The sequence below is a fragment of the Xanthobacter sp. NM-25 genome (assembly GCF_022138605.1).
Classification (GTDB): Bacteria; Pseudomonadota; Alphaproteobacteria; order Rhizobiales; family Xanthobacteraceae; genus Xanthobacter.
Map to the genome: position 1 here is coordinate 55,567 of NZ_JACBFS010000008.1, position 24,684 is coordinate 80,250.

Below are 24,684 nucleotides of genomic sequence, written 5' to 3' on the forward strand. Positions count from 1 at the left end.
CAAGCCGGAGGGCGACGGGGATGCAAGGGGGCGATGGCAGGCGTTTAGGACCGTGAGGCGATGGCGGGGCTGCCAGCGGCGCAAGAGTGGCACCACTGCCCCAGCGGGGGCACGGGCGACGCCCCTACGCTCCCACCAGAGGAGCGGCCAATTGGGTGGGGCCGAAGATTTCCTCGAAGGCCACCCGCAGCACGGCATCCACCTCTGGCATGCTCACCGGGATGCCCATATCGGCCAGGCTGGTCACCCCGTGCTCGCGCACGCCGCAGGGCACGATGCCGCCGAAATGGCTGAGATCCGGTTCCACGTTCAAGGAGATGCCGTGGAACGTCACCCAGCGGCGCACGCGGATGCCGATGGCGGCGATCTTGTCCTCGTCCCCATGTCGACGCACCCACACGCCGACCCGGTCTTCCCGCCGCTCGCCGGTGACGTTGAAGGCGGACAAGGTGCCGATAAGCCAGGCTTCGAGGGCGCTGACATAGCGGCGCACATCGGGCGCGCGGCGATGCAGGTCGAGCATCACATAGGCCACCCGCTGGCCGGGGCCATGATAGGTGAACTGGCCGCCGCGGCCGGCTTCGTAGACCGGAAAGCGGCGCTCCACTAGGTCTTCCGGTCGCGCGCTGGTGCCGGCGGTGTAGAGCGGTGGATGCTCCAGCAGCCAGACCGCCTCGCCCGCCGCGCCATCGGCGATGGCGGCCACCCGCGCCTCCATGGCGGCCAGGGCCTCGGGATAAGGAACCTGCCGGTCGCTGACCATCCATTCCACCGGCGGTGCGGCCGGGTCCTGCGGGCGGAAGGTGGTGTCGAGGCTGGCGCGCGGTAACGGCACCGCCGCGGGCGAAGGAAGCGTGGTCATGATCGGCATGGCATAAACCATTCCTGCGGCAGGTCCAGAGCCTGTTGGCCGCGGCATTCCGGAGAGCTGTCACCACACCTGGCGCGGCCGTCATCCACAGGCCGGGGCGGTTTCTGAAATGGGGCGCATGACGCTCTTGTGGCGCCCGAGTCGATCTGTTAGACGATGGGCCCCGCCGGAAGCGGTCCACACCATGGGCCCCGGCGGTGCCATCCCTGACTGCGGTCGTGGCGGAATTGGTAGACGCGCTAGCTTGAGGTGCTAGTGGGGAGACCCGTGGAGGTTCGAGTCCTCTCGTCCGCACCAGGAAATGGCCTTCCGGCTGAGCCGGAGATGAAACAGGGCGGCCTCGGCCGCCTTTTTTCGTTTCTGGTTTCGTCTGCGGCACGTGGTGCCGGCCCTCAGCCCGCTTGGGCGGAGGCCTTCGGCACTATGTGGACGATGCTGTAGCCGCGATCCTTCAGGGCGCGCAGGAAGGCGGGAATCATGGCCGCGGTCTGCGCCTTGGTATCGTGGAACAGCACGATGCCGCCGCCCGTCGCATCGAGCCGCTTCAGCACCAGCTCCAGTTCCTGCTCCGGCGTCATCTTATTCCAATCGCTGGCCCAGAAATCGGCGCCGAACACGGCGATGCCGTGCTGGTCGAGATAGGCCAACAGCTCGGGCGTCGCGGCGAATCCGGGAAAACGGAAGAACGGCACCCGCGGCGCGCCTGCGGCGCGGCCGTAGGCGGCCTCGTCGTCGGCGGCGATTCCCTTCTTGATGTCCGCTACCGCCGCGTCGAACGGCAGCTTGGCGAGGGTTGCCGCCGGATGGGTCATGGAATGGTGGGCGAGCGTGTGGCCCTCGGCCAGCTCCCGCCGCACCAAGGCCGGGCGCGCCTTCGCATTCTGGCCGATGAGGAAGAAGGTGGCGCGGACGCATTCGGCCTTCAGGGCGTCGAGAATCGCCGCTGTGGTGGTGGGCCAGGGGCCATCGTCGAAGGTGAGCACCACTTCCTTGGGCTTCAAGGGCAGGGTGTCGGGGAACGACTTGGTGCCCACCCGCACCCCCTTGGGGTCGATGTCCAGCACGCGGGCCGTTCCCAGCGCGCCGGCCGGGCAGTCCTCGGCAGCGCGGGCGAGGGTCGGGCTCAGCCACAGGCCGGCGGCCATTGCGAGGGCCGCCAGGAGAGGGGCGTTGGCCAGGATGTGGGGCCGCCGGCAGGCCGTGGCCGGCATCGGCCAATGTTGTGTCATCCCACTCATGCTGGCTCTCCGCACCGCGATTGCGGCGCTGGCATAAGCGGGAGGCGGGGCGAAATGAAGGTGTTGCGCGGGAGTCTCGGTCCCGCTTTGTTGCAACGCCTTTCCATTCTCGCCCGTTTTGCCGCTTCCCTTCGCGGCAATGGCCCTCTAGAGCCAGAGCAGGCGCGTTCGCGCAGTTGCCCTGCCGGCCTTTCCAGCCGTGCTGCGGACGGGCCCTTTCAGCCAATCTCGACCGAACCGGGAGCAGCCATGAGCGAGGATCTTCATCTCGCCGACGCCGAGCGCGCCGATGATCTGCCGGTGGTGCGGGATGAGGCCGGCAACATCGCGGAAGCGTTCCGCGAAGCCGTTTCGGCGGCTATCGGCGAACGGGATGTGGACCGGCTGAAGGTCCTCACCCAGGACGTCCACGAAGCCGATATGGGCGACCTTCTGGAAGCGCTGGAAGGGGATGAACGCCGCCGGCTGATCGAGCTGCTGGGCCCGGCCTTCGACTTCACCGCCCTGACTGAGCTCGACGAGACGGTGCGCGTCCAGATCCTGCACGGCCTGTCGCCGCAGACCGTGGCGCAGGGCATGCGGGGGCTCGATTCCGACGACGCGGTCTACATTCTGGAAGACCTGTCGGAAGAGGATGTTGCCGCCATCCTCGAGCATATGCCGGCGCCCGAGCGGGTGGCGCTGCAGCGCTCCCTCGACTATCCCGAGGACAGCGCCGGGCGGCGTATGCAGACCGAGTTCATCGCCGTGCCGCCGTTCTGGACGGTAGGCCGGGCCATCGACTACATGCGCGAAACCCCCAACCTGCCGGACACCTTCCATGAGATCTTTGTGGTGGATCCGGGCTACCGGTTGATCGGCGCTGTGCCCCTCGACCGGCTGCTGCGCACCCGCCGACACGTGCTGTTGACGGCGGTGAAGTCCGACCAGATGCAGGTGATGAAGGCGGCCGAGGACCAGGAAGAGGTGGCGCGTCGGTTCGAGCACTACAACCTGGTTTCGGCCCCGGTGGTGGACGACGCGGGCCGCCTCGTCGGCGTGATGACCATCGACGACATGGTCGACGTCATCCAGGAGGAGGCCGACGAGGACCTGCGCGCCCTCGCCGGCGTGGGCAGTGATGAGGAGCTGTCTGATACCGTTGCCTACACGGCCCGGAGCCGGTTGCCGTGGCTGGTGGTGAATCTGGGAACGGCGTTCGTGTCCGCCTCCATCATCTCTCTGTTTGAGGGCACCATCGAGAAGATGGTGGCGCTGGCAGTGCTGATGCCCATTGTCGCCTCCATGGGCGGCAATGCCGGCACCCAGACCATGACGGTGGCGGTGCGGGCGCTGGCGACCAAGGATCTGTCCACCCACAATGCCCGCCGCATTGTCTCCCGCGAGTTGCTGGTGGGGCTGTTCAACGGGGTGGCTCTGGCCTGCCTGCTCGGCGGCATCGCGGCGCTGTGGTTTGCCAATGTGCACCTGGGCTTCGTGATTTCGGCGGCGCTGGTCATGAATATGGCGGCGGCGGGCCTGTTTGGCATTTTGATACCGCTGGGTATTTCCCGCCTGAAACTCGATCCGGCGGTAGCCTCCGGAGTTTTCGTGACTATGGTTACTGACTGCGTTGGCTTCCTGGCGTTTCTGGGTCTTGCCACCTGGTGGTTTGCGGGCGGTTAGTCGCTTTTCACAGCTGCTGGGGAAGGATGCCTTGCGCGCAAACCTGATCTGTTCGACATAAGTCGCACAGACCTGCGGCTTGGTCGCGTTCCCCACGCGATACTGGGCGGCTTTAAAGGAGCCGGATCATTCCTGCGCGTACACAGCGTTCGTTCATGTTCGGGCTGGCGGCGCTGGTCGTCCTGTTGGGCGCGGGCGCGCTGATCCTGCTGCTGGCTGCCCGCGGCGAGGATGCGCGCACCCTCGCGCGGGAGAAGGGCGCGCTGGCGCAGGCGTTCCAGGTCCACGAGCGTTTCATGGAGCGGGCGCTGGAATCGGTGCGGCCGGAGCGCGACCTCGATGCGGTCATTCGCGGTGATCTCCAGGATGTGCATGGTCGCCTGGGCGCCCGGCTGACGCAGGATTTCGACCTCGAATATGCCTATGTCACCGATGGCGCGGGCAATCTGCTCTATGCCTCGGAAAATGGCCGGCTGGGGGATACCGACACGTTCGAGGCGCTGCGGCCGGCCTTGCTGCGTCTGCTGGCGCGCAGCCAGAACGAGCGCAAGGGGCTGGTGGTGGGCGGCGGCAAGAGCGTGCTGCTGCTGGCGCGGACCCTCAAGCATACGGATCCGGCCACCGGCAAGCCGGCCACCTTTATCGTTCTTGCCGCCGACGTCATGGACGAGCCGGCGCTGGACGACGTGTTCCGGGTTAATGAAGTGCAGAATGTCGGCTTGAAAGCGGCCGAAGTGGAGAGCCACGAAAAGGCGCTGCTGCTGCCCAATCTCTATGATGGCGGGAAGGTGGCGGTCACCTGGCACGGCGCGCAGCCGGGCGGTGGGCTGCTGGCCCGCGCCATGCCGGCGCTGGCCAGCGTGGCGGCGGCGCTGTGCGCCATCTTCTTCGCCCTGATGGTTCGGGCCCGACGCCTGGCCGGCGCGCTCACTTCCAGCGAGGCCCTGGCGCGCGATCTGGCCAATGAGGACCAACTGACGGGCCTTGCCAACCGGCGCCATTTCATCGCTGAGCTGGAGGCGATTCTGGCGCCGCCGGCCCAGGTCGGACCTCTGGCGGTGATGTATGTGGACCTCGACGGCTTCAAGATCATCAACGACACCCATGGCCACGCGGTGGGCGACGAACTGCTGCGGGTGGTGGGCCGGCGGCTGAAGAGCTGTCTCGGTCTGCGCGGCTGCGCCGGCCGGGTGGGGGGCGACGAGTTCGTTCTGTTCGCCCGCTATGAGAGCGACGAGGAACTGAAAAGCCTCGTTGCGAGCCTTTATGGGGTCATCGAGATCCCGGTTGCGGTGGAAAACCAGGATCTGCGGGTGACCGCCTCCATCGGCGCCGCGCGCGCGCCCGCCGATGGCGAGAGCGCGGCGGAGCTGATGCGGCTGGCCGATATCGCCCTTTACCGCGCCAAGGCCGAGGGCGGCGGGGTGTTCCGGCAGTTCGAGCCGCACATGGAGCAGGCGCAGATTCGCCGGCGCCAGGTGGAAAAGGAGCTGTCCGAAGCGCTGGACCATGGCGAGCTCACGGTGCTCTACCAGCCGCAGGTGGATGTGGAGAGCGAGCGCATCGTCGGCTTCGAGGCGCTGGTCCGGTGGGATCACCCCATCCGCGGGCGCATTCTGCCCAGCGAGTTCGTGCCCATTGCCGAACGCTCGCGGCTGATCAGCCGGCTGGATGCCTTCGTGCTGCGCACAGCCTGCGCCGACGCCAAGGCCCTGCCGGGGGTGACTTTGGCGGTCAATCTCTCCCCCTATAACCTGCGCAGCGGCGGCATCGTCGACAATGTGCTCGCCACCCTGCGCGAGACCGGTTTTGATCCGGCGCGGCTGGAGCTGGAGCTGACGGAAAGCGCCATCATCGATCTCGGGCCCGGTGCCCAGGACGTGCTCATGCAGCTGCGGGAAAAGGGCGTGCGCTTCGCCCTCGACGATTTCGGCACCGGCTATGCCTCGCTGGTCCATGTGCGGCGCTATCCCATCACCAAGATCAAGATCGACCGCTCCTTCATCATGAACCTCGGCCGGCAGCGGGATGCCGCCTCCATCGTCGAATACACGGTGCGGCTCGGCCGGGCGCTGGGCATCACCCTGACGGCGGAGGGGGTGGAAACCCGCGAGCAGCTGCGATTCCTGCGGGCGTTCGGTTCCCATCAGGCCCAGGGCTATCTGTTCGCGCCGCCGCTGCCTTTGGCCGCGGCCGTGGCGCTGCTGGAACGGCAGCGCCATGGGGATGGCGAGCAGGCCCTGCATCTCGGCGCGCCGGGCCTGGGAGGCGCGGACAGGTGAGCGTTTCGCGCGCCGGGGCCCGTTTCAGCGCGGTCCGAGCGTTGCGCTCCCATCCTGATATTTTTCTTTAAGAGAAATATTTTTGCCATATAATGAGTCTCGCGCGCTGGGGCGCGAGCTGCATTGCGACGCCTGCGCGTGGTTTTGTATTGCGCTTGGCCGCGGCGCGGCCAACAACACCCGCGAGCCTCGGATTGGGAGCCCGCCTGCAATCGCAGCGGGCGCGTGATCCATCCTTCCTGGGTTCGGCGGGGGCCTCATCCCGCCGGCTCTTCGGTTGTCCGCGCCTCGGCGGCGCAAGCAACGGGACCGTCTTCCGTGATCGAAACCAAGATTATCGATGGAAAAGCCTTTGCCGCCAATCTGCGGGCCCGCCTCGCGGAAGAGGTGGCCGAGCTCAGCCGCGCCCATGGTGTGAAGCCGGGCCTGGCCGTGGTGCTGGTAGGCGAGGACCCCGCGAGCCAGGTCTATGTGCGCAACAAGGCGGCGCAGACCACGGAAGTGGGCATGGCCTCGTTCGAGTATCGCCTGCCGGCGGAGACCTCGGAACATGAGGTGCTGGCGCTGGTGAACAAGCTTAATGCCGATCCGGCGGTGAACGGCATTCTTGTGCAGTTGCCGCTGCCGGCGCAGATCGACGCCGCCAAGGTGATCGCCGCCATCGACCCGGCCAAGGACGTGGACGGCTTCCACATCGTCAATGCCGGCCGCCTGGCGGTGGGCCTCGACGCGCTGGTGCCGTGCACGCCGCTCGGCTGCGTCATGCTGCTCAAGCATTATGTGGGCAACCTTTCGGGCCTGAAGGCGGTGGTGGTGGGCCGCTCCAACATCGTCGGCAAGCCGGCGGCGCAGCTGCTGCTGAAGGAAGACTGCACCGTCACCATGGCCCATTCGCGCACCCGCGACCTCGCCGCCGAATGCCGGGAGGCGGACATTCTGGTGGCGGCGGTGGGCCGGCCGGAGATGATCCGCGGCGATTGGATCAAGTCCGGTGCCACGGTGATCGACGTGGGCATCAACCGCATCGCCAAGGATGACGGCAAGACGAAGCTGGTGGGCGACGTGGCCTTCGCCGAGGCCCAGGGCATCGCCGGCCTCATCACGCCCGTGCCCGGCGGCGTCGGCCCCATGACCATCGCCTGCCTCTTGCAGAACACCCTCACCGCCACCCGCCGCCAGAAGGGGCTGTGAGGGGCGGGCATTCCGCCCAACCCGGGAGCGCACCCATGAGCATCGACCGCAAGCAGACCTTTTCGACCGCTGAGATCGAGGCCCGGCTTGCGGCCGAGCTGCCCCACTGGCGCTATGAGGATGGCTGGATTCGCCGCACCTACCGCACCAACAGCTGGAAGGGCACGCTGATGGTGATCAACACGGTGGGCCACCTCGCTGAGGCGGCGTGGCACCATCCGGACCTCACCGCCTCCTATGCCTGGGTGGAGGTGCGCCTCCAGTCCCACGATGCCAAGGGCATCACCGTGCGCGACTTCGCCCTCGCTCAAAAGATCGAGGAGGTGGTGATGTGGCAGCCCGGCGCGGCGGAGGATGCGCCTCTGGAAGGCACCCCCGCCCACGACCTGCGCTTCGCCTACATCAAGTACGATTGAGCGCCGGCGCGCGGAGTGCCTCGGGTTCAGCGATCGGCTCCACGAGGGCGGCGGTGTCTTTCGGGAACCCTGAAGCGGGCCCCGTCGGCGATGACCGCCGGCGCGTGGTGGCAGCCATCCTGACGGCGCGCGCCCTGCTGCCGTATCCTGGGATGGGCGGGCGCGCGGCTGGACCCGGGCGGTCGGCAGGGCCTATGAAGGCGCCAACGACAAAGCTGGGAGATCCGCCATGAGCGCGCTGATGCACCGCCTGCAGATGGAGATTCCGATCATCCAGGCGCCCATGGCGGGCACCTCCACGCCCGCGCTGGCCGCGGCCGTGGCCGCGGCCGGCGGGCTCGGCTCCATCGCCTTGGGCGCAGTGGATGCACAGGCGGGGCGCAAGATGATCGCCGCGACCCGGGCGCTGGTGAACAAGCCCTTCAACGTCAATCTGTTCTGCCACGCTCCGGCGGTGCGCGATGCAACCCGTGAGGCGGCGTGGCTGGCCGCGCTCGCGCCCGCCTTCGCCCGGTTCGGCGCCACCCCGCCCGCCGAGATCCATGAGATCTACCGCAGCCTCAATGCGGATCCGGAGATGGCCGAGATGCTGGTGGCCGAGCGCCCGGCGGTGGTGAGCTTCCATTTCGGCCTGCCGCCGGCTGATCTGGTGACCCGGCTGAAGGCTGAAGGCGTGGTGCTGCTGGCGAGCGCCACCAGCCTGGACGAGGCGCGGGCGGTGGCCGCCGCCGGCATGGATGGGGTGGTGGCGCAGGGCTATGAGGCCGGCGGCCATCGCGGCATCTTCGATCCTGCCGGCGCCGATGATCGCCTCTCCACGTTGGCCCTGGTGCAGGTGCTGGCGCGCGAACTCTCCATTCCGGTCATCGCCGCCGGCGGCATCATGACCGGCGGCGGCATCGCCGCGGCATTCGCCGCCGGGGCTGAGCTGGTGCAATTGGGCACCGCCTTCATCGGCTGCCCGGAAAGCGCGGCGGATGCCGGCCATCGCGCTGCCCTGGCGAGCTCCGCCGCCTTCCACACGGTGATGACCGACGCCATTTCCGGACGGCCGGCCCGCTGCCTCGCCAACGGCTTCACCGCGCTCGCGGCCACCCTCGATACGCCGCGTGCCGCCTATCCGGTGGCCTATGATGCCGGCAAGGCCCTCAACGCGGCGGCCAAGGCGGCGGGCGATGCCAGCTTCGGCGCCCAATGGGCGGGGCAGGGGGCGCCCCTCGCCCGTGCCCTGCCGGCCGCCGAACTGTGCGACCTGCTGATGCGGGAATACGCTTCCGTCCGCGCCGCTTTGGCGGTGCGCTGAGGGGCGGCCTCAGGCGGCGGCTGCGCTGCCGCCTTTGAGGGCCGCGCCGACCGCGGCGAGGCGTTCGGGATCAAGCGCGCCGGTGCGGCCTGTGGCGCACAGGGCGCCGCGAAAGCCCAGATAATCGGGGTGAAGCGCCGCCAGGGGCGCGACGTCGGCGAGCGTCAGGGAGCCGGCGAGGCCGGTCATCAGCCGCTGCGCCCGCGCCGCCGCCACGAAGCGGGTGAGGGTGGCCTCGTCGAGATGGATGCGCAGGCTGCCGGCGGCCTTGTCGGCGGTGTCCAGCATCACGCCGGCAAAGCCCGCCGCCGCGAACGCCGGGATGAGGTCGATGTCCGGCCTCTGATCCGCGAACAGCACGGCGATGAGCCGGCGCTGGCGGGCAAGAGGGGCGAGCGCCTCCAGGCACGGCGCCAGGGTGGCCGCGGTGGGCGTGGGAAAGCCGATCTTCACCAGTGGCACGCCGGTGGCGGCGGTGCGGCGGGCGGCGGCGACCAGCGCTTCGGGCTCCAGCGGCACATCGCCTACGGTGGCGCTGAGATTGGCGCGGGTGCCGGAGGCGAGCCAGCGCGCCACCGCTTCTTCCAGCTCGTCCGGCGCCCAGGCGCCGAGCGCGCCCTCGGCCGGGTTCTTGAGATCGACGATGTCGGCGCCGAACGCCAGCACCGTTTCCATCTCGCTCAGGGTGGCGACCGAGGCGAGAAAGCCGGGGGGCCGGGTGACATCCGCGCTCATGATGCCACCTGCGCCCGGTGCGCGGCCACCGTATCCACCAGCCAGCCCCAGGCCTCCTGCTCAGCCGGGCCGGCGGTTTTTTCCACGGCGATGGCGAGGCGCGCCATCTCCCGCGCCACCTCGTCGGCGGGCAGCAGATGCAGGCGCGACACCAGCACCGCCCCTTCCACCACCGCCGCCACCGCCCGGTTGAGGCCCTGGAACAGGCCGTGGCTCTCGCTGTTCACCACCCGGCAGTGGAAGCGGGGGCGCACGGGGTCGTCCTCCACCTTCTCCACCACGAATTCCGCATGGGCGAGGGTGTCGGCGAGGCGCACGCTGGCGCCGGCGGGCAGGGTGGGCCAATCGCGGCGCCGGCCGGTGACGCAGCCGGCGAAGACGCGGGCATCATCGGTGAAATTGAGCACGCCCGCGCCGCTGGCCAGGAGGTTGTCGAGGGTGCGAGAGGGGCGGAACGGCAGCAGCAGATAGCCGCCCGCCGTGAGCGTCGCGCCCATGGGGGCGATATGGGCCACGCCCGCCGGTGAGGCGGTGGTGACGATGGTCTCCCGGATCACTTTATTCGCCTTTCTGATCGGCGTTTTGCTTGGCTGGCAGGGTCGAGCCGGCCGCCTTGAATGTCAATTGATGGGCCGCATCCGCCCGCCCGCCGGTCTCCCCGGCGACGCCCCAGTGCAAGGGCTCGTCCTGGGCGTAGCGCTTGCCCAGCTGGAAGGCGATTTCCGCCCGCGCGGTCTCGACGCCGAGATAGAAGGCATGGGCGCCGTCGTTCTCCACCTTGAGATGGGGGAACAGGCCGAACGGCTCTTCCGCCACATGGTGGCCCTCGCGATTGTAGGCGTGGATGCCCTGTTCGCTCACCTCGATGCGGAAGGCGCGGTCGGTCACTTCGCCGGCGAGCCGCTCCACCTCGGCCGGGGTGGTGGTGAAGGGCTTGCGGTCGCGCAGCGCCATCAGTCCGCCGCCGAAGCCCTGGGGCAAAGAGCGGGCCTCGCGGGCGGCGAAGAACTCGCGCCGGGCCCGGTCGAACTCGCGCACGGCGGTGCGGCAATGGGGGCTCACCTGCACCGCCAGCACCGCATTGAGATGGAGTTCCGAAATCACCCCCATGAGCAGGGCGTTGATGCCGGTGGTGTCGGCATCGGTCAGCTCGGTGACGTTGCCGATGCCCATGAGAATGGGAATATCCGGCTTCAGCCGCCGCAGCTCCGCATAGCGCAGCAGGGAGGCGGTGAAGCCGAAATGGATGGGGTCGAGGATCGGATCGGCCAGAAAGCTCTGCCCCCGGGCCTCGCAGGCCTCCACCGCGCGGATCAGCGAGGCGAGATCCCCCTGGGTCGCCGGCACCAGCACCGGAACGGCGGGGCCTTCCCGGGCAATGTCGAGCGTGGTTTCGTTGAGGCTGAGCAGAAAGTCCGCCCCCGCCCGGGTGGCGCGGGCCAGCTCGGCGGTGTCGAAACTGTCCACGCTCACCTTGAAGCCGTCGCTCTTCAGGGCGGCGATGCTCTCCTCCAGGTGCGGAAACGGCTCGTCCGGCAAAGCGCCGAGGTCGATCACGTCGGCGCCGTCGGCGCGCAGGCGGCGCGCACGCGCCAGAAGGTCGTCCACCGACAGGCGGGTGGCATCGACGATCTCGGCGAACAGCAGCACCTCCTGGCGGGAGAGATCGGCCGCGCCCTTGCCTTTGCCGAAATAGTCCGGCAGGTCCGCCGCCTCTTCCGGACCCCGGGCGAAGGGAATGCCGAAGCGCGCGGCCAGCCGGTCGAGATCGCCCCGGAAGCGGCCGGGCATGACCACGCGGTCGATGTCCTCGGGCAGCTTCAGGCGGCGTTCGACGATCTCGGCGGTCATCAGCGCTGCCACCTTCACGCCGATGTTGATGACCACCGGATGCAGCGCCTCGTCGGCGATCGCCGCGGCGATCCGGGCGATGCGGGGCTCGGCGAGGGACCCGGTGATGAGCGCAACCCGCTCGGCCATGGCCTCACCCCGCAGCGGGTGCGAGGCCGGCGGCGACGAGCTCGGCGCGGCGGCGGGCGATGAGGATCTTCAGCTCGCTGAGGCTCTCGGCCACCGCGGTGGCCTCGAAATCCTTGAGCTTTTGCGTGTTCTCCAGGTCGATCCGGCGCGGATAGACCGGCACCGGCCCTTCGGGAGCCATGGTGATCAGCTCCGGCGCGCTGTCGCAGGCGAACACGATGCACGGCACCCGGCACTTGCCGGCCTGGGCGAAGCAATTGGTGACCAGGGAGTCGGAAATGCCATAGACCGCCTTCGCCACGGTGTTGGAGGTGGCGGGGGAGACCACCAGCGTGTGGTATTCCCCATGGTAGAAGCGGCCGATGGAGGCGGAGGAGGCGCTGTCGTCACGATAGATGTTGACGCTCTCCGGCAGCGGCTCCTTGTCTTGCCGGTACATGCGCAGCACCTCGGCGGCGGCGGCGGAGATGAAGAGATCCACGTCTCCCAGGTCGCGGATGATCTCCATGCTCTCGGTGAAGAAATGGCCGGAACCCGTCAGGGCCCAGGCCCAGCGGGGAGGGGGCACTTTGCTCATGGGGGCCTTCGCCCTTCACGGTTCGTGGGTCCTGCCCGCCGCTTCATAAGGGGCAAGGACGGTGTCGAGGGTGGACGCATCGTCCGCGGCGGCAAGCACAATATCGCCTTCGTAGCCCGATGCCATGCCCGCAAAGGCCGCATCCACGAGGCCGGTGGCGCTCCAGCCGGCAAGATCCGTGGCGGCGCCGGCGGGCGGGATGGCGGCTCCCGGCGCCTTCACCAGCAGCAGGCGCGGGGCGCCCAATTGCCGCGCCAGCCATAAGGCGAGGCTGTCGGAGGTGATGTCCCAGCTCTCGGCGATGTCGGGATGGCCCACCAGCACTGCCGCGGGAAACCATAACGCCGCGCTCGGCCCGGCGGCGGCGAGGCCGGCCAGGGTGCGGGCGGGGCGCAGGGCGGGCGCGAGATCGGCCAGAGCATGGGCCATCTGCTCCATGGCCAGCACCGCCATGCGGTGGGCGGCCCCTTCGCCGAGCCCCCATTGGGGCTGGACGGTGCGCACGCCATCGGCAAGAGCGCCGCCGCCGGGCACCAGCACCACCCCGCTGAGTGGCGCCAAACGCGCCAACAGGGCGCGCGGTGGCGCATCTCGCATCAGGCTGCCGCCCAGTTTCACCACCAGCAGCGGCGGGGCGGGTGAGGGGCTCAAGGTCGCATCCGGTTCCAGCATGAAGCTATGATAATGAAAAACGGGGTTTATCTCGCGCCCGCGCCAGCGCGGAGTCGGGTGAGGAAAGCCCTCATGATGGCACGCTTTTCGCTACGAGCGGGCTGTTTTGCGCGGCCGGGGCCGTCCGTCGGCAGCGGCAAGAAGGGATAGTGCGGTGTGATGGAGCATCGCGCGCGGAAAAGGGAGTGCCTCATGCGACTCGTATTGGCCTCGATGCTGCTGTTGGCCACCGCCGGGACGGCGTTCGCGGAACCGGATGCCGCCAAGGGCGAGACCGTCTTCAAGAAATGCATGGCGTGCCATGCCATCGGCCCCGGCGCCAAGACCAAGGTGGGCCCGCCGCTCAACGGCATTGTCGGCGCCAAATGGGCGCATATGGAGGGCTATGCCTATTCCCAGGACATCAAGGACGGCGCCGCCGCCGGCAAGGTGTGGGACCTGGAGACCCTCAACAATTACCTCACCAATCCAAAGGTGCTGGCCCCCAAGGGCAAGATGGCCTTCGCCGGTGTGAAGAATGACGAGGAGCGCGCCAACCTGATCGCGTTCCTCTCCCAGTTCGACGCCGAGGGCAACAAGAAGTGACGCATGCGGCCGGCGGGTGATCCCGCCGGCCGCTGATTTTCTGGCGCGTCTCACCCGGAAGGCCCGGCGACGGCTCAAATGCCCGAACCGTCCTGCTCTCCGGGTTCGGCATCGGTCGTCGCCGCTTCGGCCGCCTGCGCCTTTGCGAACTGTACCGCCTGCAGGGCGATGGCCTCGCCCAGGCCGAACAGCACCCGGGTCGCCGCGGCCCGCGGCAGGGTGCCGGCCCGGCGCGCCTCTAGCTCCCGGCGCGGGGTCTCCCACCAGTCGAAGAAGCGGTGGCCGGTGGGCCACGCCATGTGGTGCCAGGCGTGGGCGATCATGGAGCTGTCCAGAACCGCCAGCCGGGCCGGGATGTGGAGCGCCAGCAGGCGGGCGGTGAACACCGTCCAGGCCCTGGCCTTGGCAAAGCCGGTGAGGTCTGACGCCGGCAGCGGATCCACCGGCACCCGGTCCCAGTTGCGGGCGGCGTGGGCGGCATGGTCGTTGGCCGCGCCGGATTGCGCATAGGGATGCTCGGTGACCACCTGCAGCAGGGCCGCGATGTTGTAGCCCACGGTCCAGGGCAGGCCGATGGCCATCAGCCACACTGGCAGCGGCAGCACCGCAGCGCTGGCCACCACCAGCAGCAGCGGCGGCAGGGCCATGAGGCGGCGGGAGCGCCGTCCCGTGGCGAAGTTGGATTTCAGCCGCGCCCAGATCATCCCGGCGTGCCAAAACGGGTCGAGGGCGGTCAGCAGCAGTTCCAGGCGGAGCGAGCGGATGCCCAGCCCGCGCCACAGGCGCCAGCTGTGCAGGTCCATGCCGTCCGGGTCCCGGAGGGTGCCGAGCTTGTCCGTGTCATGGTGGGGACCATGGCTGCGGCGATAGTCGAGCCCGTTGCGGGTGAGGGTGAGGGCGGTGCCGATGTCCAACACCCATTCGTTGAGCGACCGGGCGCGGGCCTTCGCCACGCCCCGCTCGCGATAGAAGGCGGCGATGACGCCGTGCGCCGCCTCATGGGCGTGCCCGACCACCAGCCGCCGCAACCGGCCGACGACCCCCAGGCTCGCATAGGCCGAGATGAGGGCGGCCAACGGACCGGTGACACTCAGAGGATCGGCATGGGCGATGGCGGCGCCGGCGGCGGCCGTGGCCGAGAAGCCGGCGAGCCACCCGATGTCGGCGGCCAGCACCCTCAGCGGCGTGGTGGCGCGCGCCGGCTGGCGCGGATCGGGCAGGCCGGTGAGCCGCTCGTGCAGTCCGCGAAGGAACCGGGGCAGGCGTGCCCGGTCACTGAAGATGCGGTTGAGACGCGCGTCGTCCTGGTAGTCGTGGGGGAAGAGGAGTTGGGCCATGCGAACCTCCTGTTGGGCTGGCTCGCAGAGGCTTGAGTTTCCCCGGACGGCGGGGTGGCGGGTGAGCAACTTCAGCAGCCGGCCGAGGCGCCGGAGCGCGCGCGGCTGCTGGAGGAGACGATCGTCGTTGTGGTTCTCGTGGGAGAAGGACGTGTGGGCCATGCGAACCTCCTGTTTGGCTGGTCCGCTGAGGCTTGAGTTTCCCCGGAAGGCGGGGACATCGGGGCGCTGCGGTACCCCCGTGCGGGCCCGATCAGGCCCGAGGTGGAGTTGGCGCGGTGCGCGTTGAGCGTGACGCCTTCAGCTGGGCACGGGCCGCAGCCAACGGTTCCGCCGGCGGCCTCGGCATTGCGGTGGGCCCCGGTTCAAGGGTGATTGGCGGTGGGGTGGGGATCGGCGCGGACGTCGGAGGCCCCGGGTCGCGGGGCGCGGGGCGCGGGTCCGGGCGCTGGCTGTAGACGCCATCGATGGGGGCACACGGCCCCGCAGCCGGTCGGCGGAACCGACGATGGGCAGGGCTGGGCGTCGGGGAGGTCCGATGAGGTGGGCCGCTGCCCTGAGGCGCGGGGCTCAACTGCGGGAGTGGATGGCGTTGGGTCCCGATGCAGGGGCGTCGTTGTCGGTGCAGAAGCCGGGCGCGCATCACGGGAGGGCGGCGGATGGGCTCCGGACCTGATCGGGCCTGCGCCCACGGTCGTTCTCTCTGAAACCACGGAGGGCGACCGCATGCCGGCCCACCGTTGGCTCCACGCCGGGGCAGGGGGACGCGCATCGGGGCGGGATGCGGGTGGCGTACCGCGCGGCCAGCAGTGGCGTCTGGGCAGGGACAGGCGGGACGGCGCAGGCCGGTCCGCGGCGCTCTGATCCGTTGCTCCCGGCACGGAATTCGCCCTGCGGCGGCAAAGGGCCCTTCGCCGGGCGCGCGCGCCGCCGAACCTGTCCGATTATCCCGAGCGGCGCCTCACGCCCCTCCGCCCGGGGGATCAGAGGTCGAGATCGCGCCGCACCCGGTCCATGCGGGCGCGCAGGCGCTTGGTGCTCTGCTCCTGGGCGGTCAGGGTTTGGGCCGTCAGGGTCTTGGCGTCCACATCGCCCACCTGCCCCTCGGCCCTGTTCGGCGCCTGCGCCTGTCGCACGCCGGATTCCATGGCGCGCACCGCCAGTTCGGCATGGGTGTGGGCGGCGGAGAGGCGGTCGAATTCATCGGCCAGCGCCGCCACCTCGCGGCGGGCAGCCTCGAGCTCGGCACGGCGATAGGTGCCGAGCTGCTGCAGCGCCGTCACCTCGACGCGGAGCTGCGCCAGCTCCGCCTGTGCGGCGGCCAGCTGGCGCTTCTGCTGGGCGATGCGGGCGGTGAGGCCGGCCGCCTCGCGCTGGCCGCTGGCGGCGCGGGATTCCAGGCGCCGGTTGATGGCATCGAGGCCGTCCAGCTCCCGCTGCCGGGCATCCAGCCGGCGCTGGTAGGCGCCGGTGGACAGGCCGCAGACCCCGCCGGCGAAGCCGCCCTGGCGGGGATCACTGCTCACCCCTTCGCAGGCCCCCATCACCAGGGGTGACAGCAGCAGGGCCAGGGCAACGCGCCGCATCACAGCTCAGCCCGCATCTTCTGCAGCTCCTGCCGGCGGGTCGCCAGCGTCTGGATGGACTTGCCGGCCGCCGCCACCGGGCCGTTCAGCTCACGGCCGGCGGGCGTGCCGCGGTACTGACGCACGGCGCCGGCGAGGTCCTTCTGGGATTTGCGGGCGAGGGCCAGGGCTTGATCCACATCGGCGAGGTCGGCCGTCAACGCCGCCTTGAGGCGGCTCTGGGCCTCGGTATCGCCCTGCACCTGCTCCAGGGCGGCGAGCTCGGAGCGCCGGCGTTCGGTGAGGGCATCCACGCTCGCCACCAGCTTCTTCAGGCGCACGGAGTTGCGACGGGCCGTGGCGATCTGGCCATCGAGATTGTCCTCCGCGTCCGCATAGTTGCGCTTCCGCTCGGCCACCTCATTTCCGGCGATGCCGCCAGCCACCATGCCGGTGCCGCCGCCCACCAGACACCCGGTCAGGGCATTTTGCGCATTGCCGCTCAGCAGCCCGCCGAGAAGGCCGCCGGCACAGCCGGTCATGGCCCCCGTCATCACCCCTTCGGTGACGGTGCGCTCGTAATCACCGGAGCCGCGGCGCGCCTGGTCGTCGGCCCGCGCGCCGGTGGCCAGCAGCGGCGTCAAAACCAGCGCGCTCAACACCATGGCCCCCCCGGCGATCCCCCGCGCGGATCGCGAAATCCCCACACTCATGAATGCCCCCAGAGCCTGTTCTGCAACCCCAATGCTGCAAGTTTAATCTTGCACAATCTTTAAGTGTATTTCAATAAATGTTCGATCCTGGGTGGTTGGTGAGGGCGGCGATGGGTGTGTTCGAGGTTGGGGGCGAGGCGTTCGAGGAGCAGAGTTCGGCGCAGGTCCCGTGGCAGGCGGTACCGATCGGCGCCAATAGCATGGTCAATCCGGTCACCTTGACCAGCTTCGTCCAACAGCAGGGCGTGTGGTGTTTCGGCCCGGAGATTCCAGCGGAATGCCGCACGCTCGATCGGGATTTCCTGCGGCAGGATCCCATCACCGGCGCCCGCCGTCGGGTGAATCTGCGGCGCCAGGAATTCGTGGTGCAGCTGGCGGATGCCAAGCGCCACGATCTGAAGCGCGGCCACACGCTGGTGGTGGCCAACCTGCCACCGGCTCAGCGCCGGTTCCAGACTGCCGCAGTGCAGGGCTATGCGGAGGCGATCGAGGATTTCGTGTTCGAGGCGCTCGCCTTGCCGCCGCTGCCGGCATCGGCGGCGGCGCGCGCTGCGCTGAGCGACGTGGAGGCGGTGCACGGGCTGCATCGCCTCGTCACCAACCTGTTCATGAGCGAGCGGGCCTTGAGCGCCTGCGTCGCTTCCCACGAAAGCGGGGCCTTCTGGGATTATGACGACGCCGACGGCGATGCCTTCCTGGAGGCGGAGGAACGGGCCGCCCAGCGCGCCGCCGCCGCCGGCCGGCGTGCGCCGAAGTCCGGTGCTCCCAAGCCGGGCGCGCGCCAGCGGCGCGACGGGCATTATGCCATGGCGGTGGTGGCGGACGTGCCGCGCCTGCGCGCCGATCTCTACACCGCTCCGGCGGTGGCGCAGGCGTTCGAGGCGCTGGGCGATGGACGCTACCAATTGCGCATTCCGGGCACGACGGAGAGCATCCGCGTGCCGCTGGAGGTGGCGTCCCGCGCCACTGATCACATCGAGCTTGCGATCTATCAGGCGATGGCCGGCGCCGGCCGCCAAGTCGATGCGCGCCTCGGCAAGCCGGTGACGCGCTATGTGCTGGACCTCTTCAACACCCACCTGCTGGCCGCGGTCCACCGCTTCGATGACCGCCTCATTCCCGATTGGCTGAAAGTGGAGATCGACGAGGAGCGCGATACGCTTCTCGCCGCGCCGGAGGCCACGGAGGAAGAAGGGCTGGCGGGATGAGCGGCTTCATCGCGCGGGTCTGCGACGAGGCCTGGCGGCCACCGAACGTGGCCGGGGTGCATGTGCGGCCACCGCGGGGAAAGGAGAGCTGGGGCACCGCGCTGCTGGTCGGCGACCGCTATGCCGTCACCTGCCGCCACGTGCTCAGCCTGGCGGCGGGCGAGAAGAGCGGCATCGCCCTGGACGATCTGACGGTGGAACTGCGTACAGGCGAGGGCGCCCGGCGGCTGCCCGCACGGGTGGTGCCGGAGAGCGAGGACGTGGCGCGCGATCTGGTGCTGCTGCGGCTGGAGCAGCCGTTCGAGCGCTGGATGGAGCTGCCGCCGGGCGTGCCTCGGAGCGTGCAGAAGCAAGTGGTGGTGGCGCTTGGCACCGCCACCTCGGACCTGCACCCCACCAGCCACCGTGGCGACATGGATCTGTTCACGGTCCAGCGCACCGAGGGGCGCGACGAACAGTTGGTCGCGCCGTTCGGGGCTCCCGGGGGCTTCAGCGGCGGACCGGTGTTCGCCGAGGACGAAGACGGAGCGCCGTTGCTGGTCGGCCTGTCCCGGCTCGGTGGCGACGGGGTCGCGTGGGGCAAGATCATCGCCCGCGACAGCCTGGTCGATTTCCTCATCCAGCATCTGCCAGTGCTGCACGATGCCGCCGTCTGTCCCGAAAGCTGGCGCGGCACCTGGCGCGCGGCGGTGGGGCGGCGGGGGCTGAAGCCGGATGTCCCGTGGCCCGGCGCGGTCGATCAGCCGCCTTTTTGGCATGTGGAGCCGCGCCCGGGGCGCCACGCTTATGTGGGCGTCCTGCCGCTCGCGTCCGACGGCTGGGGCCGGCTGAAGCTGGCCGACCATCTGCCCGACGCGGCCGCGGTGCACCGCCGCCTGGAGACGCTTTCGGTGGCGTTTGGCCGGCCTCTGCGCCTGCCCACCAGCGCCGAACTGCTGGCGTTCGAGGCGCGGCTCGGCGCCGCGCCGCGCTACCGGCTGGCCGGGTTGCCGCCCGATTTGCGGCTGTTCGGCGATGTGGCCGCGCCGCGGCCGGCGCCGGAGGGCTGCCTCGAGTGGCTGGAGCGCGGTTCCGAAGGCGAGGGCGGGGGGCCTGGGATGCAGCTGTGTGAGAACCTGGGCGACGGCGCCGTGCGGCCGGTGACCCAGCGGGCCGGCCGGCCCGCCGTGATGCGGCTGGCGTTCGATGCCTGAAGAGGTCAACGACGCCGTGCCGCCTGAGATGCCGGCCCACCCCGCAGCAACCGCCTGCGACGGCGCACCGGGGCCGCCCGGCGCGCCGCGCGCCGATGCCCTGCAGCGCCCCAAGGATCAGCCCGCCGCCGCGGAAAGCGACTTCCTGCGGCGCTCGGAGCAGCCGGGCCTGCTGGACGAGCCGGGATTGGGCCGCTTCGTGCCGGTGCGCGACCCGGGCTTCCCCACCGCCGTGGTGGATTGGTCCGTGACGCAGACGATGGCGCTCTTCGCAACGCAGCTGGGGGTGGCGGAAGGACGGGTGCTGACGGTGGTCACCCGCCCCTGCATGGGGCCGCAGATGCCGCGGCTGGCGGCCGCCACCCCCGCGCGGCTGTGGCTGCGGAGCGATGGGCCGGGCGCGGGCGGCGATCTGGAACAGGCGATCCTCCAGGTGCTCGAGCCCGATGCCGCGCGGGACGGGGACGCGGCAGCGGAGCATCTGTTTGTCGACGTGATCGATCTCGGGGCCTCCCCGTTCGATCTCGCCGACGTGCTCGGCGCGGGACCGGGGGGACGCACGGAGGCGCTCGATCTGGTGCTGGAGCGGGTCGGGGCGCGGTATCTGCAGGTGCTCTGCCTGCCGCCGCACATGGGTCTCGATGTGCTCGAGATGTGCCCGACGGCGCTGCGGCTGCCCTGGACGGCGGCCTGGCTGGAGGGCGTGGGGCGGGCCAACGGGCTCGACACGGCGGCGCTTCGGCACAAGCTGGGCGGCGAGCTGAACGCCGCCGAATGCCTGCTCACGGGGTTCGAGCTCAGCCACGAACGCCAGCTTCACCACCGTTTGAGCGCGGAGGAATTGAGTTTCGCCGATGGCGTGCCCCACCTGCTGCCGCGCCACGAGGCCTTTGTCGCAAAGGTGCGTGCGGCGATTGCCGCAGCCGCCACGGGCTCCGCCCTGGGCGAGGAGGGCGAGGCCTTGATCCGCGCGATCATGGCGGAGTTTTCAAAGCCCGAGACGCGCGGCGAGATCGGGCGCACGGCGCTCACCGTGTTCGCGCTCGCCCGCCGCATCACCGAGCCGGAGCTGCGCGAGGCGACCCGACGGCTGTTGCCGGAAGGGCGGGTGCCGCTGGCGCTGCTGCCGCCGGAGATGGCACAAGCCCATGCCCACGCCTGCGAAGACGCGGTGCGCTTGTATCGGGCGCGGCCGCAGCCGCCCGGCTGGGCCGATCTGTTCCAGGCCCTGGCGGTCGATCTGCCACGCACCATCGGCCTGCGTCGCAATGGCGAGGGCGGGCTGGTGGCGGGCGCCCAGCTGGCGCAGGTGGATGTGCCGGCCCGGGTGCTGGCCGACGGGTGGAGCATGGCGGCCTTCGCCGACCGGCTGCTGGGCCGCGCCCAGCCGGCCGAGCCCGTCACCCGCATTCTGCCCGATGAGCCGAACCTCAAGCTGCGGCTGCTGTTCGTGGATCTGCTGCGCAGCCTCTACGATGCCGGCTTCGTCCAGCCGGCGGAGCTGATCACCGCTTTCGGTGGCATGCAGGACCCGGGAGACGGCTACGACTGGGCCCTGCATCTGCGCGTGCTGCTGCTGCGCTTCTGCACGGGGCTCGCCGAACCCGATGGCTTCCTGGCTTCGTTTCTCGATCTCTTGGCCCGCATGGCCGGGCCGCGGGCGCCGGAGCAGGACGACGCGCTGTGGATCCTGCTCGGCTATCTCCTGGTGTTCGAGCCGGAACCGCCGGCGCGGGTGGTGGGGGAGCTGACCCTGCGCCGCTTCTCCAGCGTGACCCGGGATGCGTTCAGCGCGGCGCTGCGCGAGCTGCGGGAACTGCTCAACGATGTGCTGCAGGTCGCCGGATCCCGTCCGGGCCATCTGGCGGCGCCGGTGGAGCGCTGGGCCGATGGCGTGTGGCAGGTGGCGCAGCTGCCAGAGGCGCCGCCGGCGGCGGTGGCGCTGGCCCATTATCTCGATGATCATCTGTCCAACGCCGAGATTCCCTGGCGCCCGCGCGATCTCGATGCGCCGCGGCCGTCGGCGCCGGTGCTGGCGCGCCGCTTCTTCTGTGAGGATGGGGACGGCGCCGGGGCGCTGCTGCGCCGGCTCATGGCCCGCCCGCCGCGGGTCTGGCTGTCCCACATCACGGCGCTGGCCGGCCGCTATGACGAAAGCCCGGCGCTGGTGCCGCTGGACCATGTGGCGGCGCGGCTGCGGGACTGCTTCCACGCCGTCTATGACGACATCGCCAGCGACGAGAGCGTTCGCCTGCGCGGCGGCGAGGCGCGGCTGCGGCACGTGTTCTGGGATGAGGTGATCGGCGCCTATCAGCTGCGCCGCGCCAATTTCGCCGGCAGCGATCCCGAGCGGGAGCTGGCAACGGCGCTGCTGGCGGCGGTGGGCGCGCCGGCGCGGAGCGCGGCGGTGCTGCCGCTGCTCGACCTCTACCCGGCCGCGGTGCTGGCGTTCTGGCGGCTGCGCATGTGGCCGGCCGCGCCGCTGGCCGCCGGCGGGGCGGAGGATCGCTGCTTCGTGGCGGTGCTGGATCGTCTGGTGGGTGGGCTCGATGCGCCCCGGCTGGCGGCCATTCATCAGGCCTTCCGGGCGCTGCAGGCCGGCGCGGGCCGCCTTCTCGCCGAGTTCGAGCGGGCCGGCATGGTCCGCACCGCGCTCTACCACAGGCAACGCTGCGCCCGCCTGCGTCCGCTGGCGGCGCGCTTCGAACCGCCGACCATTCCCGCCTTGATATCATCTCCCAGACAGGCAGCCGCCGATGACCGCCACGCCCCGTGAGTTCGCCCATCCCATCGACGCGATCATCGCTCAGGTGGATAGTGAGTCCAATCTTCCCGGTCTCGTCCATGTGCATCTGAACGCGAAGACCGGGGAGGTCATTCCCCGGCCGGGCCGCGCCGGCGGGCTGCTGGGGCTGCGGCGGACGCTGATCTTCCGGGTGGTCACCGACACCCCCGTCGACATCTATGACCAGGGCCAGACCCTGCGCATCTTCTCCACCACGGAGAAGGTTGAGGTGGGCTATCGCCTCTCCGTCATCGCCCGATCGCGGCCCGCCGCCGACATCGTCCGCGCCCTCGCCGCGCCGATGCAGACGCCGGGGGATCGCCTGCGCGAGATCGTCGAGCGGGCGCTCGCCGACGAGGTGCGCGAGCGCGCCATCAAGGGGCCGGAGGGGCTGCTCGCGGAGATCGGCGCCGAGCCGGAGGAATGGCAGCGCAAGGTGGCCGAGCGCATCGCCCGCGCCAGCGCGCTCGAGGTGAAGATCTATTTCAACTCCCCCGACCACGGTGAGATCCGTGACGAGCGGCGGGTGGACATCCGCCAGGAGATGCGCACCCTCGACGCGCCCAACTGGTCGGCGCTGGTGCGTCTGCAGGTGGTGCTCGATCCCTCCGGATCCGCCACCGAGCGGCCGCTGCCGCGGGATCGGCGCGAGCGGGAGCAGCGGCTGCGCGCCTGCCTCGGCAGCAATTTTCCGGCCGACATCTCCCTTTACGATGTCTGGTACGACAAGCCGAAGGTGCAGGTGGCGCTGCAGCAGACCCTGACCGATGCCCTCCAGCTCTCCGGGTTCCGGGTGCGCGAGGTGCTGATGGATCCGGTGGAGCCGCTCCACGAGCGGACCGAGCAGGTGAATTGCGATCTGGTCTGGAACGGGCGCGGTGGCCGGCAGATCCGCTTTCGGGTGGAGGCCACCTTGACCCTCATGCGCGAGGGCACCGGCCTCTATCACGCGCTGAAGCTCGGCAGCCGGGCGGACTGGCTGCGCAAGGAGGCCGAGCAGGCCCTGGCCATCGCCATGCACGCCCGCGACTTCGAGGACATGAACGTGGCCGAGCAGGCGGCGGTGAGCCAGCATCTGGAGAACCAGCTGCACCAGCGGGCGCGGGAAACCGGCCAGAAGATCATGCCGTTCCTGGTGCAGCCGCTCATTCCCGAGAACATCTGGCTGTCCACCGTGCCAGTGGATCTGGGGGAGCACGATTTCCGCACCCGGGACCCGCTGGTGTCGGGCCGCCTGGGGGTAAGCGTGGACATCCGCTTCGCCACCCTGCGCCGGGTGATCGACGAGGTGCGCCTGTCGGCGCCGGCGGGGCAGGCGATCCGCAATTATTCGGATTGTATCCGGGAGCTGATCGGCACCTTGACCCTCAACGCCATCGACCAGGCCATGAACCAGGTAAATCCCGGCGATTATTTCCTCTCCTGGGAGGCGCCGGCGTTCGAGGAGGGGGGCGGCGCCGTGGTGCGCCCCAGCGACGGCGGGCCGATGATCGGCGCCCGCCTCGCTGCCGCCGCTGAAACGGCGCTCACCGCGCGGCTGAAGCCGGAAACCGTGCGGGTCACCTTCCGCAAGGTGGACAGCGGGGTAGGGCATTTCCACCGGCTGGCGGTGGCGCTGGACCCCATCTCCGTGGCCGCCGAGGTGGTGCCCCATGGGCTCGGCAGTCTGGCGCAGCTGGTGCCGGTCAATGTGCGTCTGCGGGTGGAGGGGCTGGAGCCGGGCGAGTATTCGCAGATTGTCCGCAATGGCTCGGCGCGGCTCGCCCAGCCGGAGGTGGAGCGCTCGGTCAAGGATGCCACGGAGGAGTTCCTGCTCGATTACCAGCCGGAGACCCTTCAGCGTCTGGCCCTTGGCCGCTCCGGGGATGACGGGGTGTACAGCGCGCTGGAAGCCTATCTCGCCCAGCGCCTGCGCGAGATCTACGGCCTCAGGGTGACCTTGGAGACCGCCCGGGTGGGCCATTCCCAGGCCCAGACCGCGGCGCTGAAGCGCAATGGCGTGGCGGAGCTCGCAACCGGCCGCGCGGCGGGCCAGCTGGAAATGCTGCAGGAACTGGAGATCCAGGTGTTCAACGATGAGGTGGGGACCCTGCGCGCGCAGCTGGCGCAGCTGGGGGCCCGGCTTGCCCGCCAGTTCGGCGCCGCGACAGTCGATGATGCCAATGTGGAGGCGGACCGGCGGGCATATGACGCCGTCAAGCGCCAGCTCGAGGCCGCCATCACCCGCCAGCTCTCTGAGGGGCAGCGCGTCATCCAGGCCGGCAGCGCCCCGCGCGCCGTTCTCGGCGCAGCCGAGGATGACGACGTCATCGTCACGCCGCCGCAAGCGGGCACGGCGAGCGATGCCGTGGATGAGGGGAACTGAGGC

20 protein-coding genes and 1 tRNA gene are annotated in these 24,684 nt (G+C 70.0%); 11 read left to right on the top strand and 10 right to left on the bottom strand.

Going from position 1 to position 24,684, the window contains the following annotated elements:
• Positions 1 to 124 precede the first annotated feature (124 nt).
• Positions 125 to 862, bottom strand: coding sequence for a lipoyl(octanoyl) transferase LipB (gene lipB, locus MEU52_RS19515; RefSeq protein ID WP_238123145.1), 738 nt, complete (start codon positions 860 to 862; stop codon positions 125 to 127).
• 221 nt (positions 863 to 1,083) lie between these two features.
• On the opposite strand from lipB, the gene MEU52_RS19520 reads away from it, so the two are divergent.
• Positions 1,084 to 1,168: transfer RNA gene (locus tag MEU52_RS19520), tRNA-Leu, on the top strand.
• Positions 1,169 to 1,263: 95 nt separating this feature from the next.
• Here the strand turns inward: MEU52_RS19520 and MEU52_RS19525 are convergent.
• Positions 1,264 to 2,016, bottom strand: a complete 753-nt coding sequence (locus MEU52_RS19525; protein WP_238123144.1) for a polysaccharide deacetylase family protein — start codon at positions 2,014 to 2,016, stop codon at positions 1,264 to 1,266.
• A gap of 342 nt (positions 2,017 to 2,358) precedes the next feature.
• Here MEU52_RS19525 and mgtE point away from each other — a divergent pair, with 342 nt between their 5' ends.
• From mgtE to MEU52_RS19550, 5 genes are all read left to right on the top strand, one after another.
• The gene (gene mgtE, locus MEU52_RS19530) at positions 2,359 to 3,774 is read left to right on the top strand and encodes a magnesium transporter (RefSeq protein WP_238122982.1); all 1,416 of its coding nucleotides are present in this window, start codon (positions 2,359 to 2,361) and stop codon (positions 3,772 to 3,774) included.
• A 155-nt stretch (positions 3,775 to 3,929) separates the two neighbouring features.
• Positions 3,930 to 6,056 carry a putative bifunctional diguanylate cyclase/phosphodiesterase gene (locus tag MEU52_RS19535; RefSeq protein WP_238122981.1) on the top strand — a complete coding sequence of 709 codons (2,127 nt, stop codon included), beginning with the start codon at positions 3,930 to 3,932 and terminating at the stop codon, positions 6,054 to 6,056.
• Between the two features lie 318 nt (positions 6,057 to 6,374).
• Positions 6,375 to 7,247 carry a bifunctional methylenetetrahydrofolate dehydrogenase/methenyltetrahydrofolate cyclohydrolase FolD gene (folD, locus tag MEU52_RS19540; protein ID WP_238122980.1) on the top strand — a complete coding sequence of 291 codons (873 nt, stop codon included), beginning with the start codon at positions 6,375 to 6,377 and terminating at the stop codon, positions 7,245 to 7,247.
• Between the two features lie 35 nt (positions 7,248 to 7,282).
• A complete protein-coding gene (locus MEU52_RS19545; RefSeq protein WP_238122979.1) occupies positions 7,283 to 7,663 on the top strand; it encodes a 4a-hydroxytetrahydrobiopterin dehydratase in 381 nt (126 codons plus the stop codon).
• Positions 7,664 to 7,892: 229 nt separating this feature from the next.
• Positions 7,893 to 8,966: an NAD(P)H-dependent flavin oxidoreductase gene (locus MEU52_RS19550; RefSeq protein ID WP_238122978.1), complete on the top strand. Its 1,074-nt coding sequence runs from the start codon at positions 7,893 to 7,895 to the stop codon at positions 8,964 to 8,966.
• A gap of 9 nt (positions 8,967 to 8,975) precedes the next feature.
• Here MEU52_RS19550 and MEU52_RS19555 read toward each other — a convergent pair whose 3' ends face one another.
• Genes MEU52_RS19555 through MEU52_RS19575 form a run of 5 tightly spaced genes read right to left on the bottom strand, consistent with a single transcriptional unit; the run spans position 8,976 to position 12,909 of the window.
• A complete protein-coding gene (locus MEU52_RS19555; RefSeq protein ID WP_238122977.1) occupies positions 8,976 to 9,701 on the bottom strand; it encodes a (5-formylfuran-3-yl)methyl phosphate synthase in 726 nt (241 codons plus the stop codon).
• The gene (locus MEU52_RS19560) at positions 9,698 to 10,258 is read right to left on the bottom strand and encodes a DUF447 domain-containing protein (protein ID WP_238122976.1); all 561 of its coding nucleotides are present in this window, start codon (positions 10,256 to 10,258) and stop codon (positions 9,698 to 9,700) included. Before MEU52_RS19560 ends, MEU52_RS19555 begins: the two co-directional genes overlap by 4 nt.
• A gap of 1 nt (position 10,259) precedes the next feature.
• A complete protein-coding gene (locus MEU52_RS19565) occupies positions 10,260 to 11,681 on the bottom strand; it encodes a DUF6513 domain-containing protein (protein ID WP_238122975.1) in 1,422 nt (473 codons plus the stop codon).
• Positions 11,682 to 11,685: 4 nt separating this feature from the next.
• Positions 11,686 to 12,258, bottom strand: coding sequence for a flavoprotein (locus tag MEU52_RS19570; RefSeq protein ID WP_238122974.1), 573 nt, complete (start codon positions 12,256 to 12,258; stop codon positions 11,686 to 11,688).
• Positions 12,259 to 12,273: 15 nt separating this feature from the next.
• Entirely contained in the window at positions 12,274 to 12,909 is a 636-nt protein-coding gene (locus MEU52_RS19575; protein ID WP_238122973.1) for an amino acid kinase family protein, read from the bottom strand.
• Positions 12,910 to 13,122: 213 nt separating this feature from the next.
• Here MEU52_RS19575 and MEU52_RS19580 point away from each other — a divergent pair, with 213 nt between their 5' ends.
• On the top strand, positions 13,123 to 13,515 hold the full coding sequence (locus MEU52_RS19580; RefSeq protein WP_238122972.1) for a c-type cytochrome: 393 nt from the start codon (positions 13,123 to 13,125) through the stop codon (positions 13,513 to 13,515).
• 74 nt (positions 13,516 to 13,589) lie between these two features.
• On the opposite strand, the gene MEU52_RS19585 is transcribed toward MEU52_RS19580, so the two are convergent.
• The 3 genes from MEU52_RS19585 to MEU52_RS19595 form a co-directional block, all read right to left on the bottom strand.
• On the bottom strand, positions 13,590 to 14,852 hold the full coding sequence (locus MEU52_RS19585; RefSeq protein WP_238122971.1) for a hypothetical protein: 1,263 nt from the start codon (positions 14,850 to 14,852) through the stop codon (positions 13,590 to 13,592).
• A gap of 983 nt (positions 14,853 to 15,835) precedes the next feature.
• A complete protein-coding gene (locus MEU52_RS19590) occupies positions 15,836 to 16,438 on the bottom strand; it encodes a hypothetical protein (protein ID WP_238122970.1) in 603 nt (200 codons plus the stop codon).
• Positions 16,438 to 17,076: a hypothetical protein gene (locus MEU52_RS19595; RefSeq protein ID WP_238122969.1), complete on the bottom strand. Its 639-nt coding sequence runs from the start codon at positions 17,074 to 17,076 to the stop codon at positions 16,438 to 16,440. Before MEU52_RS19595 ends, MEU52_RS19590 begins: the two co-directional genes overlap by 1 nt.
• Before the next feature lie 164 nt (positions 17,077 to 17,240).
• Here MEU52_RS19595 and MEU52_RS19600 point away from each other — a divergent pair, with 164 nt between their 5' ends.
• The 4 genes from MEU52_RS19600 to MEU52_RS19615 are packed head-to-tail and all read left to right on the top strand — an operon-like array spanning position 17,241 to position 24,681.
• Positions 17,241 to 18,338: a hypothetical protein gene (locus MEU52_RS19600; protein ID WP_238122968.1), complete on the top strand. Its 1,098-nt coding sequence runs from the start codon at positions 17,241 to 17,243 to the stop codon at positions 18,336 to 18,338.
• Positions 18,335 to 19,531: a S1 family peptidase gene (locus MEU52_RS19605; RefSeq protein WP_238122967.1), complete on the top strand. Its 1,197-nt coding sequence runs from the start codon at positions 18,335 to 18,337 to the stop codon at positions 19,529 to 19,531. The genes MEU52_RS19600 and MEU52_RS19605 overlap by 4 nt, the downstream gene beginning before the upstream one ends.
• Positions 19,524 to 22,307: a hypothetical protein gene (locus tag MEU52_RS19610; RefSeq protein WP_238122966.1), complete on the top strand. Its 2,784-nt coding sequence runs from the start codon at positions 19,524 to 19,526 to the stop codon at positions 22,305 to 22,307. The genes MEU52_RS19605 and MEU52_RS19610 overlap by 8 nt, the downstream gene beginning before the upstream one ends.
• A complete protein-coding gene (locus tag MEU52_RS19615; RefSeq protein WP_238122965.1) occupies positions 22,288 to 24,681 on the top strand; it encodes a hypothetical protein in 2,394 nt (797 codons plus the stop codon). The genes MEU52_RS19610 and MEU52_RS19615 overlap by 20 nt, the downstream gene beginning before the upstream one ends.
• Positions 24,682 to 24,684 lie beyond the last annotated feature (3 nt).

What these genes read in the sequence shown, in the direction of transcription:
- lipB (WP_238123145.1), bottom strand. Translation starts at nt 862, where the DNA reads ATGACCACGCTTCCTTCGCCCGCGGCGGTGCCGTTACCGCGCGCCAGC.
- MEU52_RS19525 (WP_238123144.1), bottom strand. Translation starts at nt 2,016, where the DNA reads ATGGCCGCCGGCCTGTGGCTGAGCCCGACCCTCGCCCGCGCTGCCGAG.
- mgtE (WP_238122982.1), top strand. Translation starts at nt 2,359, where the DNA reads ATGAGCGAGGATCTTCATCTCGCCGACGCCGAGCGCGCCGATGATCTG.
- MEU52_RS19535 (WP_238122981.1), top strand. Translation starts at nt 3,930, where the DNA reads ATGTTCGGGCTGGCGGCGCTGGTCGTCCTGTTGGGCGCGGGCGCGCTG.
- MEU52_RS19545 (WP_238122979.1), top strand. Translation starts at nt 7,283, where the DNA reads ATGAGCATCGACCGCAAGCAGACCTTTTCGACCGCTGAGATCGAGGCC.
- MEU52_RS19550 (WP_238122978.1), top strand. Translation starts at nt 7,893, where the DNA reads ATGAGCGCGCTGATGCACCGCCTGCAGATGGAGATTCCGATCATCCAG.
- MEU52_RS19555 (WP_238122977.1), bottom strand. Translation starts at nt 9,701, where the DNA reads ATGAGCGCGGATGTCACCCGGCCCCCCGGCTTTCTCGCCTCGGTCGCC.
- MEU52_RS19565 (WP_238122975.1), bottom strand. Translation starts at nt 11,681, where the DNA reads ATGGCCGAGCGGGTTGCGCTCATCACCGGGTCCCTCGCCGAGCCCCGC.
- MEU52_RS19570 (WP_238122974.1), bottom strand. Translation starts at nt 12,258, where the DNA reads ATGAGCAAAGTGCCCCCTCCCCGCTGGGCCTGGGCCCTGACGGGTTCC.
- MEU52_RS19580 (WP_238122972.1), top strand. Translation starts at nt 13,123, where the DNA reads ATGCGACTCGTATTGGCCTCGATGCTGCTGTTGGCCACCGCCGGGACG.
- MEU52_RS19585 (WP_238122971.1), bottom strand. Translation starts at nt 14,852, where the DNA reads ATGGCCCAACTCCTCTTCCCCCACGACTACCAGGACGACGCGCGTCTC.
- MEU52_RS19590 (WP_238122970.1), bottom strand. Translation starts at nt 16,438, where the DNA reads ATGCGGCGCGTTGCCCTGGCCCTGCTGCTGTCACCCCTGGTGATGGGG.
- MEU52_RS19600 (WP_238122968.1), top strand. Translation starts at nt 17,241, where the DNA reads ATGGGTGTGTTCGAGGTTGGGGGCGAGGCGTTCGAGGAGCAGAGTTCG.
- MEU52_RS19605 (WP_238122967.1), top strand. Translation starts at nt 18,335, where the DNA reads ATGAGCGGCTTCATCGCGCGGGTCTGCGACGAGGCCTGGCGGCCACCG.
- MEU52_RS19610 (WP_238122966.1), top strand. Translation starts at nt 19,524, where the DNA reads ATGCCTGAAGAGGTCAACGACGCCGTGCCGCCTGAGATGCCGGCCCAC.
- MEU52_RS19615 (WP_238122965.1), top strand. Translation starts at nt 22,288, where the DNA reads ATGACCGCCACGCCCCGTGAGTTCGCCCATCCCATCGACGCGATCATC.